At 35.1% G+C, this 16,453-nt stretch carries 14 protein-coding genes; 9 read left to right on the plus strand and 5 right to left on the minus strand.

Annotated features, from left to right (window positions below):
• The first annotated feature begins 100 nt into the window (after positions 1-100).
• Complete coding sequence (ubiE, locus tag ACJJVN_RS10150; protein ID WP_104513795.1) at positions 101-835, plus strand: bifunctional demethylmenaquinone methyltransferase/2-methoxy-6-polyprenyl-1,4-benzoquinol methylase UbiE; 735 nt, start codon at positions 101-103, stop codon at positions 833-835.
• A gap of 1 nt (position 836) precedes the next feature.
• Positions 837-1,538 carry a porin family protein gene (locus ACJJVN_RS10155; RefSeq protein ID WP_104513796.1) on the plus strand — a complete coding sequence of 234 codons (702 nt, stop codon included), beginning with the start codon at positions 837-839 and terminating at the stop codon, positions 1,536-1,538.
• Here the strand turns inward: ACJJVN_RS10155 and ACJJVN_RS10160 are convergent.
• Complete coding sequence (locus ACJJVN_RS10160; protein WP_405378013.1) at positions 1,525-2,253, minus strand: TrmH family RNA methyltransferase; 729 nt, start codon at positions 2,251-2,253, stop codon at positions 1,525-1,527. The genes ACJJVN_RS10155 and ACJJVN_RS10160 overlap by 14 nt on opposite strands.
• 28 nt (positions 2,254-2,281) lie before the next feature.
• Between ACJJVN_RS10160 and ACJJVN_RS10165 the strand changes: the two genes are divergently transcribed.
• From ACJJVN_RS10165 to ACJJVN_RS10180, 4 genes are all read left to right on the plus strand, one after another.
• Complete coding sequence (locus tag ACJJVN_RS10165) at positions 2,282-4,834, plus strand: BamA/TamA family outer membrane protein (RefSeq protein WP_405378014.1); 2,553 nt, start codon at positions 2,282-2,284, stop codon at positions 4,832-4,834.
• A 56-nt stretch (positions 4,835-4,890) separates the two neighbouring features.
• The gene (fbaA, locus tag ACJJVN_RS10170) at positions 4,891-5,958 is read left to right on the plus strand and encodes a class II fructose-bisphosphate aldolase (RefSeq protein ID WP_104513799.1); all 1,068 of its coding nucleotides are present in this window, start codon (positions 4,891-4,893) and stop codon (positions 5,956-5,958) included.
• Between the two features lie 115 nt (positions 5,959-6,073).
• Entirely contained in the window at positions 6,074-6,937 is an 864-nt protein-coding gene (gene accD / locus ACJJVN_RS10175) for an acetyl-CoA carboxylase, carboxyltransferase subunit beta (RefSeq protein ID WP_104513800.1), read from the plus strand.
• 210 nt (positions 6,938-7,147) lie between these two features.
• Positions 7,148-8,110: a YpdA family putative bacillithiol disulfide reductase gene (locus ACJJVN_RS10180; protein ID WP_405378015.1), complete on the plus strand. Its 963-nt coding sequence runs from the start codon at positions 7,148-7,150 to the stop codon at positions 8,108-8,110.
• A 157-nt stretch (positions 8,111-8,267) separates the two neighbouring features.
• On the opposite strand, the gene ACJJVN_RS10185 is transcribed toward ACJJVN_RS10180, so the two are convergent.
• Positions 8,268-9,896 (minus strand): 4Fe-4S binding protein, encoded by a 1,629-nt coding sequence (locus ACJJVN_RS10185; RefSeq protein WP_405370650.1) that lies wholly within the window; start codon positions 9,894-9,896, stop codon positions 8,268-8,270.
• Positions 9,897-9,926: 30 nt separating this feature from the next.
• Complete coding sequence (locus ACJJVN_RS10190; RefSeq protein ID WP_405378016.1) at positions 9,927-11,267, minus strand: NAD(P)/FAD-dependent oxidoreductase; 1,341 nt, start codon at positions 11,265-11,267, stop codon at positions 9,927-9,929.
• A 376-nt stretch (positions 11,268-11,643) separates the two neighbouring features.
• Between ACJJVN_RS10190 and ACJJVN_RS10195 the strand changes: the two genes are divergently transcribed.
• Genes ACJJVN_RS10195 through ACJJVN_RS10205 form a run of 3 tightly spaced genes read left to right on the plus strand, consistent with a single transcriptional unit; the run spans position 11,644 to position 14,731 of the window.
• The gene (locus ACJJVN_RS10195; protein WP_104513804.1) at positions 11,644-12,648 is read left to right on the plus strand and encodes a glycoside hydrolase family 113; all 1,005 of its coding nucleotides are present in this window, start codon (positions 11,644-11,646) and stop codon (positions 12,646-12,648) included.
• A gap of 27 nt (positions 12,649-12,675) precedes the next feature.
• Positions 12,676-14,343: a M1 family metallopeptidase gene (locus ACJJVN_RS10200; protein WP_405378017.1), complete on the plus strand. Its 1,668-nt coding sequence runs from the start codon at positions 12,676-12,678 to the stop codon at positions 14,341-14,343.
• Position 14,344: 1 nt separating this feature from the next.
• On the plus strand, positions 14,345-14,731 hold the full coding sequence (locus ACJJVN_RS10205; RefSeq protein ID WP_405378018.1) for an RDD family protein: 387 nt from the start codon (positions 14,345-14,347) through the stop codon (positions 14,729-14,731).
• On the opposite strand, the gene ACJJVN_RS10210 is transcribed toward ACJJVN_RS10205, so the two are convergent.
• Together ACJJVN_RS10210 and ACJJVN_RS10215 are read right to left on the minus strand one after the other, a co-directional pair.
• Positions 14,720-15,613: a TIGR01777 family oxidoreductase gene (locus tag ACJJVN_RS10210; RefSeq protein ID WP_405378019.1), complete on the minus strand. Its 894-nt coding sequence runs from the start codon at positions 15,611-15,613 to the stop codon at positions 14,720-14,722. The two genes, ACJJVN_RS10205 and ACJJVN_RS10210, sit on opposite strands and share 12 nt — an antisense overlap.
• The gene (locus tag ACJJVN_RS10215) at positions 15,610-16,437 is read right to left on the minus strand and encodes a hypothetical protein (protein ID WP_405378020.1); all 828 of its coding nucleotides are present in this window, start codon (positions 16,435-16,437) and stop codon (positions 15,610-15,612) included. Before ACJJVN_RS10215 ends, ACJJVN_RS10210 begins: the two co-directional genes overlap by 4 nt.
• Positions 16,438-16,453: the final 16 nt, after the last annotated feature.

Genomic DNA, 16,453 nt, shown 5'->3' on the forward strand with positions numbered 1-16,453 from the left:
GATTTTTAACGGTTTTATGGATGTTTATCTCGCTTTCGCGAAAGCGGAATAGCAATAACCTCAACGCGCTGCATTATCTTTGCTATCTAAATTAAAGCTCGTGTCTGAAGAAGTAAAGCCATATAACGGAGAAGATTCTGGAAAAAAAGAACAGGTTACCAAAATGTTTGACACCATTAGTGGTGAATATGATGGACTAAATAGAATGATATCTTTAGGCCTGGATCAAAAATGGAGAGATAACGTTGTTAAAATGATAGCTGCTCATAAGCCACAAGTGATTATGGACATCGCTACCGGCACTGGCGACCTAGTCATTAAAATGGCGCAACAAACCGATGCAAAAAGATTAATAGGACTCGATATTTCTAGCGGTATGTTAGAAGTAGGAAAGGTTAAGGTAAAAGAAGAAAATCTAGATAGCCGCATAGAAATGGTATTAGGAGATTCTGAAAACCTACAGTTTGAAGATAATTCTATAGATGCCGTTACCGTTTCTTATGGAGTACGTAATTTTGAAGACCTGGAAAAAGGACTGGGTGAAATATTAAGAGTTTTAAAACCTGGTGGTATTCTAGTGGTGCTAGAAACTAGTGTCCCTACAAAGTTTCCATTTAAACAAGGGTATTATTTTTACTCAGGCATTATCGTACCTACCTTAGGTAAATTGTTTTCTAAGGATAAAATCGCTTATGGATATTTATCAGAAAGCGCTTCTAAATTTCCATATGGAGAGCGTTTCAACAATATTTTAAAGAAAGTAGGGTTTAAAGAGGTAGAAAACGAGTTACAATTTCATGGTGCATCTACCATTTATAAAGCAGTAAAAGCATAATATGAGACAAGTTATAGTCATCATTATTTTAGCACTAGGTTTTCAAACCGCTAGTGCCCAATTATTTTCAAAAGAAAAAATTAAAAACCTAGAAAACTTTGACAAGCAATTTCTTACTTGGGGTTACTATTTAGGTTTTAACTCTTATGATTATAAATTTGATTATAACGAGATTACCGAAGAGATCGTTACAGAATCTAGTGCCGGTTTTAATGTAGGTCTTATAGGTGACATGCGCATTAATGAATACATCAACTTAAGACTGGAACCAGGTATCGTGTTTGCTACTAGAAATCTAACCTTTCCAGACGCATCACTTACTACTGCTGCACAAATGGAGCGTGAGGTTACTTCTACATACATACACATACCATTATTAGTTAAGTTTTCTACTAAAAGATTAAATAACTGGAAACCCTTTGTTGTTGCTGGAGCATCATGGTCCAATAACTTATCAAGTAATTTTGATAATCCAGATGACAATAGTTCTGGACAGTTTAGACAGACGTCTAGTGTTCTTAACTATGAACTAGGTATAGGATTTGATCTATACTTATATTACTTTAAGTTTTCACCATCGATAAGAGGTGTATTTGCTATTGAAGACGAACTAGTACGCGACGCAGATCCTAACAGTCCGTGGACTGGAAACATAGACAGCATGCAGACTAGAGGTATTTTTATCAACTTTACATTCCAGTAGTACGCAACCACTCGCCTAGTATAAGAGATGTTGCCATGGCTACATTGAGACTTTCAGTTTCTTGAACTTTTCCATATTGTGGTATACTGATAGAGTTTCCTATTTTAAGAATAGCATCACTTACACCAGCAGACTCATTTCCCATGACTATAATACCTTCTTCTGGTAATGTACTGGTATAAATATTTTCCCCATTCATGGCCGTAGGATATATAGGTAGCAAAGACTGTTTTAAATAGTCATGCAAGTCAGTATAATGAACTTGTACTCTAGCAAGAGAAGCCATGCTTGCTTGCACACATTTAGAATTATAAACGTCTACCGTTTCTTTACTGCACACGATATCTGAAATCCCAAACCAGTCTGCTAGTCTAATAATAGTACCTAAATTACCTGGATCTTTAATATCATCTAGCGCTATTATCTTACCTACTTGTGGTAATTCTAACTTCTTATTCATTTTAAAAACGGCCAGATAACCTGGTGGAGTCTTTAAATTAGAGATAGAATTCATATCTTTTTCACTAATAACTGTGGGCTCTAATGCATCTAAATGATTATTTCCTGCAGTTATGAGAATATCTTCTACAATAAGACCAGAATTAACTAGTTCTCTTATAGATTTGTATCCTTCAACAATAAAAAGCTGATGCTCTTCTCGAGTTTTTTTTCTGCTGAGAGATTTGATAAGCTTTAACTTACTTTTGGTAATCATTTATAATCGTATTTTTGAATATTGTACTATGGGAAAATCGGGACTTCATGCAAAAATAGGCTTATTTATATTGCTTATTATTTTATTGGTTTCTTGCAATGCAATTAAACGAGTACCTGATGGTAAGCAACTGCTTACTAAAAACACGATTCTAGTTGATAGTCTGTCACCTAAAGACCCAAGAGTACTTACTCTACCTACACTACAGCCCAATCAAAAACTTCTTAATTATCCATTAAGGCTCCATATTTACAACCTTGCACGACCTCACAGAGATTCTATTTACTTAAAATGGATGCAGGATAATCCTAAAGGCTTAAAAAGACGTAATGCTATTCTTTCTGAAAAGCAAACCATGGAATTAGGTCAAAGTCTTGTTGATTTTAATAACTGGCTTAAAAGAACTGGAGAAGCGCCTAGCTTAATTGATAAAACAGCTATTGAGAAATCAAAAGAAAGATTAAGAGCATGGTACTGGAATCAAGGATGGTTCAATACAGAGGTAGATCATAAAATCATAGATTCTAAAGATGATAAAAAGGCTCGTATTGAATATTATGTAAATAGGCACACCCCTTATCTTATCGATAGTCTCAATACTCAAATCGCAACACCTGTTATTGACTCTTTATACCAACTGGTCGATTCTGAAAGTATTCTTAAAAAAGATGAGCAATATTACACTCCAGATATAAATGCCGAGAAGGACCGATTGAATACATATTTCCGTAATAATGGAGTCTATTATATGGAAAAAGATAATATAAGATTTGAGGGAGATACGGTAAACACTAAAAATAAAGCAAACATCACTCTTATCATCAAAGATAGAGAGATACAAGATGCAGACTCCACGATAAGCGTACCCTATAAAGTGCACAAAATAAGTGAAGTTAACATTATACCAGATTATCAAAACGCGATAAGTAACAAAGAGGCAGATACACTGGCTTATGAAGATTACAACATATTACGTTTTGGAGAGCGCAAGTACAAAAAATCTACTCTGACAGATGCCATATTTATTCACAAAGGCGATCTTTATAAAGACATAGATAGAGATAGAACATATAGGAGAATCACAGAGCTACAAAGTTTTCAATATCCTACCATAAGATATATTGAAGATCCTAGAGACTCAACAGGTACTGATCTTATAGCAAATGTGTTACTTACATCAAAGAAAAAGTTTGAATTCACTTATGGAGTAGAAGCAACACATAGTAATATACAGGCTATAGGTGTAGGTCTTAACACATCTCTTTTAATTAGAAATTTATTTAGAGGTAGTGAGCTTTTAGACATTTCTTTTAGAGGTAATATAGGTGCGAGTACCAATGCTGCAAATGGCGATTCAAGATTTTTTGACTTACAAGAATTAGGAGCAGATGCTAAGCTTAGTTTCCCTAGATTATTTTTACCCTTTAATGTAGATAACTTGATACCTAAGTACATGTCACCATCTACTAATTTTTCTCTAGGATATTTCAGTCAGACTAATATAGGACTCGATAAACAGAGCTTAAATGGAGCACTTACTTATAACTGGAGACAGACTGAGATAAAAAGTACTAGATTAGATTTAATCAATGCTCAGTATGTGCGCAACCTAGATCCTGGTAACTTTTTTAATGTATATCAAAGTAGTTACAGCAGTATTAATGATATAGCTAGCGACCTTAACCTTACCGATCCTATTTATGTTAATGACTCTGGTAATCTTACCATACCAGATGGTACTACGGCCTTCATTAACAATTCCCTAAATGGAAGCCTATCTGTAAGTGATGATCAAAGAGAACAAATAAGAAACGTAAGAGAACGTAGAGACAGGTTATCACAAAATAACCTGATCGTATCTACCAGTTATAGCTGGACTCGTAACAATAGAGAGGGAATTTATGATGACGACTTCTCGAGATTCAACTTTAGAATAGAAGGCGCCGGTAATGTACTTTCTGGTATTTCTAGTCTTGCTGGAATAGATAAAAATGAAAACAATAGAAGGCGTGTTTTTGGTGTAGAATACAGTCAGTATGTAAAGACTGAGATTGACTACATTAAACACTGGCAATATGTAAACAATCATGTTTTTGCCATAAGAGCCTTCGGTGGTATTGCCATTCCATATGGTAATTCTGATAACATACCATTCATAAGATCTTTCTTTGCAGGTGGACCTAATGATAATAGAGCGTGGCAAGCCTATGAATTAGGACCAGGTAAAACAGGCGGATTAAATGATTTTAATGAGGCTAATATGAAAATAGCCCTCAATGCAGAATATCGATTCCCTATTTCTGGAGCCTTTAAAGGTGCCGTATTTGCAGACATAGGTAACATCTATAACGTTCTAGATAGTGAAGAAGATCCTGACGCCATTTTTAATGATATAAGCGACCTAGAATACCTAGCACTAGGTACAGGTGCTGGATTACGATATGACTTCGGTTTTTTTGTGTTGAGATTTGACATGGGCTTTAAAACCTACAACCCTGCACTAGAAGAAGATAGAAGATGGTTTAAAGAATTTAAAATTTCAAAATCTGTTCTTAACGTAGGTATTAATTATCCGTTCTAGAATCTGAAAATAGGCGTTTATTTTTGCTTATTTTTGCTATTCCAAGAATAAAAATTATGAGTCACAATATAAAACCAGGTGTTGCCACTGGCGACCAAGTACAAGAGATTTTTAATCATGCAAAAGCAAATGGATATGCACTTCCTGCTGTTAATGTTGTAGGATCTAACACGGTAAACTCTGTGATGGAGACCGCTGCAGAGTTAAACTCTCCAGTAATTATTCAGTTCTCTAATGGAGGTAGTGTATTTAATGCTGGTAAAGGTTTAAATAATGACAACCATAGAGCTGCTATTTTAGGTGGTATTGCAGGTGCCGAGCATGTTCACAGACTAGCTGAAGCATATGGAGCTAGTGTAATTCTTCATACCGACCACTGTGCAAAGAAATTACTTCCTTGGATAGATGGTTTATTAGATGCTAGTGAGGCACGCTTTCGCGAAAGCGGAAAAAGTTTATACTCTTCACACATGATAGACTTGAGTGAAGAACCTCTAGAAGAAAACATAGAAATATGTAAAAGATATCTAGAAAGAATGTCTAAAATGGACATGACTCTAGAAATAGAATTAGGTATTACTGGTGGTGAAGAAGATGGTGTTGATAATAGCGATGTAGATGAGTCTAAATTATACACACAACCAGAAGAGGTAGCCTATGCTTATGAAGAGCTTATGAAGGTGAGCGATAAATTTACTATCGCCGCAGCATTTGGTAACGTTCATGGTGTATACAAGCCTGGTAATGTAAAACTTACTCCTAAAATTCTTAAGAATTCTCAAGAATTTATCTCTAAGAAATATAACGTAGAGCATAATCACATCGATTTTGTATTCCACGGTGGTTCTGGTTCTACACTAGAGGAAATAAGAGAAGCTATAGGTTACGGTGTTGTAAAAATGAATATTGACACAGATCTTCAATGGGCATTTTCTGACGGTGTAAAGAAATACATGGATGCTAACAACGATTTCCTACTTTCTCAAATAGGAAACCCTAATGGAGCAGACCTTCCTAATAAAAAATATTATGACCCACGTAAATGGTTGCGTCATGGAGAAGAGTCTTTTAAAGCTAGACTAAAACAAGCTTTTGAAGATTTAAATAATATCAATACATTATAATAACTGTTTCAACTTTTTACGATAAGTATTTTGTAATTATACTGGTAGAAACATTAAAAACAATAAGTGATTTAGGTAATATTCCTTACTTCAACACTTAATTTAGAACTAGAATATGGCTTGGTTTAAAAGAGATAAAAAAGGTATTACCACACCTACAGAGGCAAAGAAGGACACTCCTAGAGGTTTGTGGTATAAGTCACCTACTGGTAAAGTAGTAGACACAGATCAACTTAAAAATAATTTTTACGTTAGTCCAGAAGATGGTTACCACGTAAGAATAGGAAGTAATGAATACTTTGAAATTTTATTTGACAACAATGAGTTCAAAGAATTGAACCCTAACATTGTTTCAAAAGATCCATTAAAATTTGAGGACACTAAGAAATACACAGACCGTGTAGAGGCAGCTCAAAAGAAAACAGGTCTTAAAGACGCTGTGCGCACTGCTGTAGGTAAATCAAAAGGAAACGACCTAGTTGTAGCCTGTATGGATTTTGCCTTCATAGGTGGTTCTATGGGTAGTGTAGTAGGAGAAAAAATTGCTCGCGCTGCAGACTACTCTCTTAAGAACAATATTCCATTCATGATTATTTCAAAATCTGGTGGTGCCCGTATGATGGAAGCTGCATTATCATTAATGCAACTTGCAAAAACTAGTGCAAAACTTGCTCAATTAAGTGACGCTGGTATTCCTTATGTTTCTTTATGTACAGATCCAACTACTGGTGGTACAACAGCATCATTTGCTATGTTAGGAGACATTAACATTGGAGAACCAGGTGCATTAATTGCTTTTGCAGGTCCACGTGTAGTAAGAGATACAACAGGAAAAGAATTACCAGAAGGTTTTCAAACCGCAGAGTTTCTTCTTGAAAAAGGTTTCTTAGACTTTATCTGTCCTAGACATGAATTAAAGGACAAAGTAAACCTTTACCTTAATTTGATATTAAATAGAAAAGTAGAGATAAGCGCATAATACAGTGTCTTCTTTTTTAAAAGATAAATCGTCTTGAGAAACTAACTTATTCTCAAGACGATTTTTTTATGCATTAAAAATAAAATTCTCAAGTTGACTCCAACAATTCTGCTGGATTCTATTTCTCATATCCCATTTAAACACAATAATTAACAATCATTAATCTTTTCTTAAGAGCATTATTCTACAGTAAAATTAACTTTGAAGCTTATGAAAAATGGAAAGTTATTTGACGTTATCATCATAGGTGCTGGACCTATAGGTATTAATTGTGCACTAGAAGCAAAGAAGAAAAAATTATCTTATCTAGTCATAGAAAAAGGACCACTAGTAAACTCACTATATAATTATCCTGCAAACATGCAGTTCTTTTCTACAAGTGAAAAACTAGAACTGGACAACATTCCATTTATTTCTAAAGACCCTAAACCTAGTAAGCAAGAAGCTCTAGAATACTATAGACGCATTGCTGTATCTAACGGCTTAAACATTAATTTGTTTGAAAAAGTACTTTCTGTAGATCAAATTAAAAACTTTAAAGTCACAACAGACACATGCTCTTATCACGCAAAGAACATTATCGTCTCTACAGGGTTTTATGACCTACCTAATAAAATGAACGTAAAGGGAGAAGAACTCCCTAAACTAACTCACTATTATAACGACCCACACTTATATGCATTTCAAAATGTAGCTGTTATAGGGGCAAGTAATAGTGCTGTAGATGCTGCTTTAGAAATATATAGAAAAGGAGGTCATGTAACTATGATTATACGCGGAGACTCTATAGGAGACCGAGTTAAATACTGGGTAAAGCCCGATATAGAAAATCGCATTAAAGAAGGCTCTATAAAGGCTTATTACAACAGTGAAGTAAAAGAAATACTAGAAGATAATATTGTTATTAATCACGGAGGTAAAATCATTAAAATCGCCAATAATTTTGTGGTGGCACTCACTGGTTACCGACCTGATTTCAGTTTCTTAAAATCTATGGGAGTAGAACTAGTCGGAGAAAAACAAATCCCTACGTATAATGATACAACTATGGAGACTAATGTAAAGGGACTTTATCTAGCAGGTGTAATTTGCGGTGGCCTAGAAACTCATAAATGGTTTATAGAAAATAGTCGAGTACATGCTTCTCAAATCATGAACACTATCGCGCCATAACAACCGTCCCATTATTATTAAAAGCAAAAACACCTTGTCTAACCATCACGGCTGGATAAGGTGTTTTCAATTGAAAGCAAATCTATTATAGTCTTTTTCTTTATTTGAAAAAGGATATGTGTTCCGCTTTCGCGAAAGCGGAACACACCACTAACTATTATTTTCCTTTATTAAGTAAGTCCATTAAATCAACATCATTACCCAGTAATACTTCTGTAGGATTGATACGTCCATCTTCAGGACCATTTTCTAGTTTCAATACACCACGAGGACATACCGCACTACACACACCACAACCTACACAACTAGCTCTTACAATGTTTTCTCCTTTTTGTGCATAAGCTCTTACATCGATACCTTGCTCACAATAGGTAGAACAGTTACCACATGAGATACACTGACCACCGTTAGTAGTAATTCTAAAACGAGATTTAAAACGTTGTACAAGCCCTAAATAAGCAGCTAGTGGACAACCGAAACGACACCATACACGGTTACCAAAAATAGGATAGAAACCAGTACCGATAACTCCTGCAAACCATGCTCCTATCAATACACTATAAGCATCTTTAATCCAGTCTGCTGGAATACCTAGTAAAGAATTTGCACCTGTAAAATAAGCATAAAGTGTTACTATGGTCATTACTAGAGAGAATACTAAAACCGAGTGAATTAACCAGCGTTCTAGTTTCCATGAAATTAATTTCTTACTAGAATTCTGTCTATATGGATCTCCTAGTGTTTCTGCTAGTCCACCACATCCACATACCCAACTACAGTACCATCTTTTACCAAAGAAGTATACCATAACCGGTACAATAATTACTGTTAGAACGATACCCCATACTAGTATAAATAAACCTATCGCACCACTATCTAGTAAACTATCCAGATTCCATGAGAAGAAGAAATCATAATCTAGCGGAAATGCATTTTTAAAATCATAAGCTGGCATTTGCAAGCTGGTCATTATTTCAGGAATTAAGAATGCTAGCACAATCTGAAAAAACAATACAGATGTCGTCCTTAATACTTGATATTTATTATGACGGTATTTGATATACATTCTCACAGCCATTACAGACATAAGAACACAGTAAAGGAAACCGTAAACAAACCACTGGCTCGCTTCATTACCACTAAGGAATAAACTAATAGGATCTACTATAAAAGTCCAGTTTACCACATAGTCTGCCATGAAGTAGAGTACAATATAAAATGTTACTAGATACACAAGTACCAACCAGGCTATCCAACCACGATTAGTCGCAGCACTGTGATAAATACCGTTATTCTTAATTCCTTTTCTACCTAATAGTTGTAATTGCGGTGCTATAAACATAAGCGCACCTAGAATACCTAACCCAAAAGTTAGGAACCACATTAAACCTTTGTTCTCTACCACAAAGCCTATTGCAGACTTTTTAGCTAGAGAAAAACTCATCGCACGGAAATCCTTCTCGTTTATTCTATACTGATACTGTTTTCCTTTATTATCCCAGTCCTTTGCGGCATCATACTTTGCAATAAGCGCATCATAATGCACATTGTTTTTTTCTAATGCACCTCGCACACTGCTGGAGAATTCAAAAATCCCCATAGGCCCTTTAGAGACCACGTCTTCATTTAATTCTTTAATTATAAACTCATTTGCTATTCCTTTAGACTCCAGAAATGAGTTAAGTTGCTCTTTTTGAAGATCAAAAGAACCTGCAAAAATAGATCCTGTAAAAATGGTTAGTCCTATTAAAAAAATGACTAATCCTATATGGTGTATTGCTTTCATAAAGCTGTGATTATTTGAGATTGTGTTTAATTAAGCAAAAATGCGTTTCCAGCTTTTTTTAACCGGTTTAATTTGTTTTCCCCTTTCTTGATTATAATGTGTGATGATCGCATCTTCATGCTTAGAATAAAATTCAGGATCAAAATTGGCATCTTTAAGATAAGCCATTACATCATCTACTTTACGGTTTTCAGTTAACCAGCGATCAAATATCTCGTGACGCATTCTTATACCAAAGGTGTTGATACCTAAAAACTCGTCTGTATCTTTATGATAAGCTACTGTTACACATATATTCTCTACAGGATGTCTCCAGTGAAATTGATCTTCAAATTCTGGTTTTCTAGAACCACTTACCCATCCATAAGTCTGATACTCTACATCCATAAACTTAGCACTATTAAACCAGTGTCCAGGATTATACTCTGTAGCATTACCACAAATAGTTTGTGCTAGCGCCTCACCCATCATACGGCCTGTATACCATACGGCCTCAATAGGTCTACGTCTACCTATTCCCTCGCGTTGCTCTGCACAATCACCTATGGCATAAACATCTTTAACACTAGTCTCGAGCAATCTATTTACCATGACACCACGACCTAATTCTATATCAGAATTTTTTAAGAAACTTACATTAGGCGACACGCCAGCCGTTAGACCAACTACATCACACTCTATAATTTCACCTGTTTCTTGGATTTTAATTGCTTTACACTTCCCGTTTCCGTCGTCTATAATTTCTTCTAGATTTTGTTCTAATCTTAAATCAATACCATTTGCAAGAATTTCTTCATTAACAAGCGCACTTTCTCCTGCAGGTAAAACACCGTTCCAGAAACTGCTTTCTCTTACTAAAAAGGTGACTGGTATATGACGTGAGTGAAGCATCTCTGCCATCTCTATACCTATTAAACCACCACCTACTATTACAGCACGTTTACACACCTTGTTATTAGGCGCATTTTTTTCTAATTTTTCTAGATCTTGCTTGTGATACATACCTTGCACGCCGTCTAAATCCTGACCTGGCCAGCCAAATTTATTAGGAATACTACCGGTAGCTATAATCAACTTATCAAAGCTCATAGACTGACCATCAGTAAATTGTATACTTTTATTTGCACCAGAAACACTTTCTACCCAAGCGCTTTTTAACTCGATGCGGTTCTTTTTCCAAAACCAACTCTCATACGGTTGTGTATGCTCAAATTTCATATGCCCCATGTAGACATACATTAATGCTGTGCGAGAAAAAAAGTAATCTGTCTCTCCAGAAATGATTGTGATGCGCTTATCAGAATTTTTCCTGATATGCCTTGCTACCGTGACTCCTGCGACACCGTTTCCTATTATAACTATATGTTCCATGGCTTGATTATTAAAAATGACAAATCAACTATTTTCTTTATATTAGAAATAATCACATACCACACTTCGCATAGTACATTATTCCCTAAACATTATATTAAGAAAATATTGACGTTTCTAATTTACACAATAATCCGTAATACATATCACATTTTAATAACAAGGGTATGTTTAAAAGTTCCGCTTTCGCGAAAGCGAGTTAAAAACAATCTTATACACTCTTAAAACAAGCTGGAAAGAAAATTGATATTTCCTACATATTCAAACTCAAAGCTAAAATTGTATTAATTAAATTGTTTTTACCAAAAAAAAGAAGATTATTGTAGCTACAACTATATATTAATTCTTTTACGGTAGCTTCTCAACACTTCTATTTATGAAATTTTATTTGCCCCTATTTCTATTGATCAGCACGTTTTCTTGCCTATCTCAAAACACTAGTAAAACAAAGATTAACGGTATATCATTTGTCGCAACTCGAGACACCGTTAAAGAATCTTCTATAACACCGTTAAAAAAGTATCATGCAAATTATGCTGCGGTAATCCCATATGCCTGGATGAGAAGTCTAGAAGAACCTCTAGTTGTTTTTAATGAAAGAGAAGGCTGGTGGGGTGAAAAATCACATGGTGTTTCTGTAACGTCTAAGCACATGAAAAACCAAGATTTAAAGGTTCTTTTAAAACCTCAATTATGGATAGGTCGCGGACAGTACACAGGTCATATAAATTTAAAGACCGATGCCGAATGGAAGATTCTAGAAGATAGTTACACAGCATATATCATGAGGTTTGCCCAGGTTGCTGCTCAAGAAAATATAAGTATGTTTTGTATAGGTACTGAATTAGACTCTTTTGTAAAAGCAAGACCAGATTACTGGCAAAAACTAATTAAAGAAATACGTAAAATCTACAAGGGTAAACTTACTTATGCTGGTAACTGGGATAGTTATAAATATGTTTCTTTTTGGGATCAGTTAGACTATATAGGAGTAGATGCTTATTTCCCTATGAGTGAAGAAAAAACACCTGACCATAATACCATCACTAACAGTTGGAAAAAATGGAAAAAAGAACTTAAAGATGTTTCAGATAAATACAACAAACAAATTCTTTTTACTGAATACGGTTATATAAGTGCCGATTATGCTGGTAAAGAGCCGTGGGCAAATGCTGGTGAAGACAAAGCTGTGAATCAAGAAGCACAACATATACTACTAGAAGGTCTATATAATAATGTATGGCATGAAAACTGGATGGCTGGCGGCTTTTTATGGAAACACCATCCTGTAAAAGGCAGACGTAGTCTTGAAAAAAGATTTACTACGCAAGATAAAAAAGCACAAAAAACCGTGCATGCCGCTTACAGCAAACAGTATTAATAGTTAGTGCATTTCAACATCTTCTTTATGAGTTTTAACAAGTATCCATTTATAGTATTTCTATTTATTCTGTTCAGTGCAAGTTCTTTGAGTACAGCGCAATTACTACACGACAAAGATCAATTTACAAGACAAGATTCTTTACGTGGTTCTATTACTCCAGAACGTGCCTGGTGGGATATTACCTATTATAATCTAGATGTAACTGTACTACCAGAAGATAAATTCATTTACGGTTCTAATACCATAACTTATAAAGTGCTAGAACCATATCAGGTTATGCAAATAGACCTGCAAGAGCCTATGTACATTACTATGGTGACACAAAATGGTAAAGAACTAGAAGTAAAACATGAAGGAAATGCTCATTTTATCACCCTACAAGAAAACCAAACTACTGGTTCTAAGAATCAAATAAAAATAGATTTTGAAGGGCATCCACGTGAGGCTAGAAATGCGCCATGGGATGGTGGTTTTTCTTGGAGAAAAGATAGCAATGGAAAAGATTTTATTGCTACTTCTAATCAAGGTCTAGGTGCTAGTGTGTGGTGGCCATGTAAAGATCATATGTATCAAGAAGTAGATGGCATGACTATCTCTGTAAACGCTCCAGCCGGATTGATGAATGTATCTAATGGACGTTTAACCGGTACAGAATTAAAACCAGACGGTAGTTCTACCTACACATGGGAAGTAAGAAATCCTATCAACAATTATGGTGTAAATATAAACATAGGTGATTATGTAAACTTTTCTGAAGTATATCAAGGAGAAGCCGGTCCACTGGATATGAATTATTATGTTTTACGTGATAATCTGGAGAAAGCTAAAAAGCAATTCAAGGACGCTCCTAAAATGATGAAAGCCTTTGAACACTGGTTCGGGCCGTACCCATTTTATGAAGACAGCTATAAACTTGTAGAAGTACCCTATTTAGGTATGGAACATCAAAGCTCTGTAACCTATGGTAACAGATATGTAAATGGCTATCTAGGTAGTGATCTTTCTGGTAGCGGTTGGGGAATGAAATTTGACTTTATCATCATACATGAATCTGGTCATGAATGGTTTGCAAATAACATTACAAATAAGGATATTGCAGACATGTGGATTCATGAAAGCTTCACCTCGTATTCAGAAAACCTATTTGTCGACTATTATTATGGTAAAGAAGCAAGCGCAGCTTATGTAATAGGCACGCGTCGCAAAGTGATGAATGACAAGCCTTTGATAGGTAAATATGATGTTAATAATGAAGGCTCTGGAGACATGTATTATAAAGGCGCCAACTTTTTACATACTCTGAGACAGATTACTAATGATGACGAAAAATGGAGACAGATCTTGCGTGGTCTTAATTTTGAATTCTATCATAAAACAGTAACCACCGCACAAATAGAAAATTATATTTCTGATCAAATGGAAATGGATTTAAATCCTGTGTTTAATCAATACTTGCGTGATACTCGCATTCCTAAATTAGAATATTCTATCAAAAAAAGAAACCTGCACTACCGCTGGGTAGATGTAGTAGAAGGTTTTGAAATGCCTATTCAAGTATTGATCGATGGAGAAAAAACTTGGATCACTCCTACTTCAAAGATTCAAAAAATGAAGTTACCGTCTAAAAAATCAGATTTTGAAGTGGTTGAAGATTATTATGTGAAGTATAAGAAAAGGAGTAAATTGAGCTAATATGAATTATGCCAGCCTTTCCGATAGAATCAAAGCTTTTACAATTGATCAAATACTACTCATAGTCACTATGTTTATTACCTCAGAATTACTTTCTAATTTTGAAAATGTACCTACGTCACTAAGGATGCTATTATTTATATCCTTCTTCTTTTTGTATGAACCTATATGTATATCCTTTTTTAAAGGAACCATAGGACAGCAGTATATAAATATTAAAGTAGAAAAGGATAACGATCAAGGAACAGCAGTCAACTTTTTTCTAGCTATTATAAGAACCTTACTAAAATATTCTCTAGGTTGGATCTCTCTATTAACTATAAGTAGTAGCCCAAAGAAACAAGCTATTCATGATTCCATAGTAAAATCTATAGTGCTAAGAAACTAATTCTTTTAAACAATCCTCTACAGTCTCATAATCAAACTTAAAACCAGCGTCTAATAATCGTTGCGGATATACATATCTACTTTTCATCAACAATTCAGATTCTGATCCTATAATCGCGCTGCCCAATTCTACGAGCCATTTAGATTGTGATATGCCAAAAGGAACAGACAACTCTTTCCTTAAAATGCCCATGAATTCTTTATTTGTACTAGGCATTGGAGCAGTGACATTTACAGATCCTGATAATTGAGATGAGATTAAAATGTCGATTGCTTTACAAAAATCATTAATATGAATCCAACTTATAAATTGGTTTCCATTTCCTTGCTTGCCACCCATTCCTAATCTAGTGATGGTTTTCAACTTAGGAAAAGCGCCCCCATCTTTACCCATGACTATAGAACTACGTATGGCTATTTTACGCACATTATCTATGGTCGTTGAGTAGAATTCCTTCTCCCATGATTTGGCAATATTCATCGAGAAATCATCTCCTATCACACCAGTTTCTTCTGTATTTATAGTCGTTTCAGAATGTACATAAATGGTCGCCGTACTAGAATTTATAAACACTTTAGGCTTATTTACTGCTTTCTCCATCGCAAGATTTAATACTCGTGTACTGTCTATACGAGAACTTAAAATCGCCGCTTTATTTTTATCCGTATAACGACAGTCTACCGATTTTCCTGCTAGATTAATGAGCGCCGTTGCACCTTCTAGATGCTCGGTCCACTCTCCTAGATCTCTACCATTCCAGTAAGTTGTTTGTTGATCTCGCTTTCGCGAAAGCGTAACTACAACAAACCCTTTCTCTTCAAAATAATTCTTGAGAGCCATTCCTAAAAAGCCAGTACCACCAGCGATGATTATTTTTTTCATGAGAATAAAAGTATTATAATTCCTAAAACGACATTTCTAAAAGTAAGCCAAGATACAGTTGGAATCCATCCTAAATGCATGTTTCTACATCTTCTTATATGTTCAAATAACATGCCCCCTACTACGAGCATAAAGTAGCCTATATAAAGGAAAGGGTGCAATTCTATAAATTGCTGTAGTAGTAATATGGGCAACAATAAAATTCCACCTAGTGTAGACACGGCACTCATGTTACCAAGATAATCCCAACTGTTCTTGCGTGACCATAAGGTAATCATCACACCTTGCCATACTACCTGACCGAAGCAGATCATATATTCTACATACCAAGGAGTTTGAAATCCGAAATAATCAGTAATTTGATACGTATAAGAGTTGAGCACTAATCCAGTAAATATCGCCGTAAAAAAGATGAATAATGTACGGTAGAAGTAGTTAAAGTCTGGCTCGCAGGTTCTATCTTCTACAGGGCTCTTTTTATTTCCAGCAATGACTTTTCTATTGTAGGTAATGAATTTATACAACTGTTTTAGTGGAAAGTAGATGAAAGGAAACTTCAAAGGTTTCTTGATCCAGCTTTTCCCTTGCGAGAAAAGCTCAATCATAGAATCCAGTCCATAGATGGTTGTGCCCGTAACTGTATCGTGCAGCGCTACTTCATTTTGTGCACGATGCATATCGATGGTTGCGGTAAGATCCTGACCTACTAATTGATAAGGACTTATAGTGTCCTGATCTACCATGTTTAACTTTTTAAACGTACTGCCGTATATATTGCACATAGGACAGTTTTTATCGATGAGTAATTTGTGGTTTGAGATCATTGTAGTTAATTTAAAT

Origin of the sequence: Nonlabens sp. Asnod3-A02 (assembly GCF_045063755.1) — a bacterium.
Lineage (GTDB): Bacteria > Bacteroidota > Bacteroidia > Flavobacteriales > Flavobacteriaceae > Nonlabens > Nonlabens xylanidelens.

What these genes read in the sequence shown, in the direction of transcription:
- ACJJVN_RS10205 (WP_405378018.1), top strand. Translation starts at nt 14,345, where the DNA reads ATGAATTATGCCAGCCTTTCCGATAGAATCAAAGCTTTTACAATTGAT.
- ACJJVN_RS10215 (WP_405378020.1), bottom strand. Translation starts at nt 16,437, where the DNA reads ATGATCTCAAACCACAAATTACTCATCGATAAAAACTGTCCTATGTGC.
- ACJJVN_RS10165 (WP_405378014.1), top strand. Translation starts at nt 2,282, where the DNA reads ATGGGAAAATCGGGACTTCATGCAAAAATAGGCTTATTTATATTGCTT.
- ACJJVN_RS10195 (WP_104513804.1), top strand. Translation starts at nt 11,644, where the DNA reads ATGAAATTTTATTTGCCCCTATTTCTATTGATCAGCACGTTTTCTTGC.
- ACJJVN_RS10210 (WP_405378019.1), bottom strand. Translation starts at nt 15,613, where the DNA reads ATGAAAAAAATAATCATCGCTGGTGGTACTGGCTTTTTAGGAATGGCT.
- ACJJVN_RS10190 (WP_405378016.1), bottom strand. Translation starts at nt 11,267, where the DNA reads ATGGAACATATAGTTATAATAGGAAACGGTGTCGCAGGAGTCACGGTA.
- ACJJVN_RS10200 (WP_405378017.1), top strand. Translation starts at nt 12,676, where the DNA reads ATGAGTTTTAACAAGTATCCATTTATAGTATTTCTATTTATTCTGTTC.
- ACJJVN_RS10155 (WP_104513796.1), top strand. Translation starts at nt 837, where the DNA reads ATGAGACAAGTTATAGTCATCATTATTTTAGCACTAGGTTTTCAAACC.
- accD (WP_104513800.1), top strand. Translation starts at nt 6,074, where the DNA reads ATGGCTTGGTTTAAAAGAGATAAAAAAGGTATTACCACACCTACAGAG.
- ACJJVN_RS10180 (WP_405378015.1), top strand. Translation starts at nt 7,148, where the DNA reads ATGAAAAATGGAAAGTTATTTGACGTTATCATCATAGGTGCTGGACCT.
- ACJJVN_RS10185 (WP_405370650.1), bottom strand. Translation starts at nt 9,896, where the DNA reads ATGAAAGCAATACACCATATAGGATTAGTCATTTTTTTAATAGGACTA.
- fbaA (WP_104513799.1), top strand. Translation starts at nt 4,891, where the DNA reads ATGAGTCACAATATAAAACCAGGTGTTGCCACTGGCGACCAAGTACAA.
- ACJJVN_RS10160 (WP_405378013.1), bottom strand. Translation starts at nt 2,253, where the DNA reads ATGATTACCAAAAGTAAGTTAAAGCTTATCAAATCTCTCAGCAGAAAA.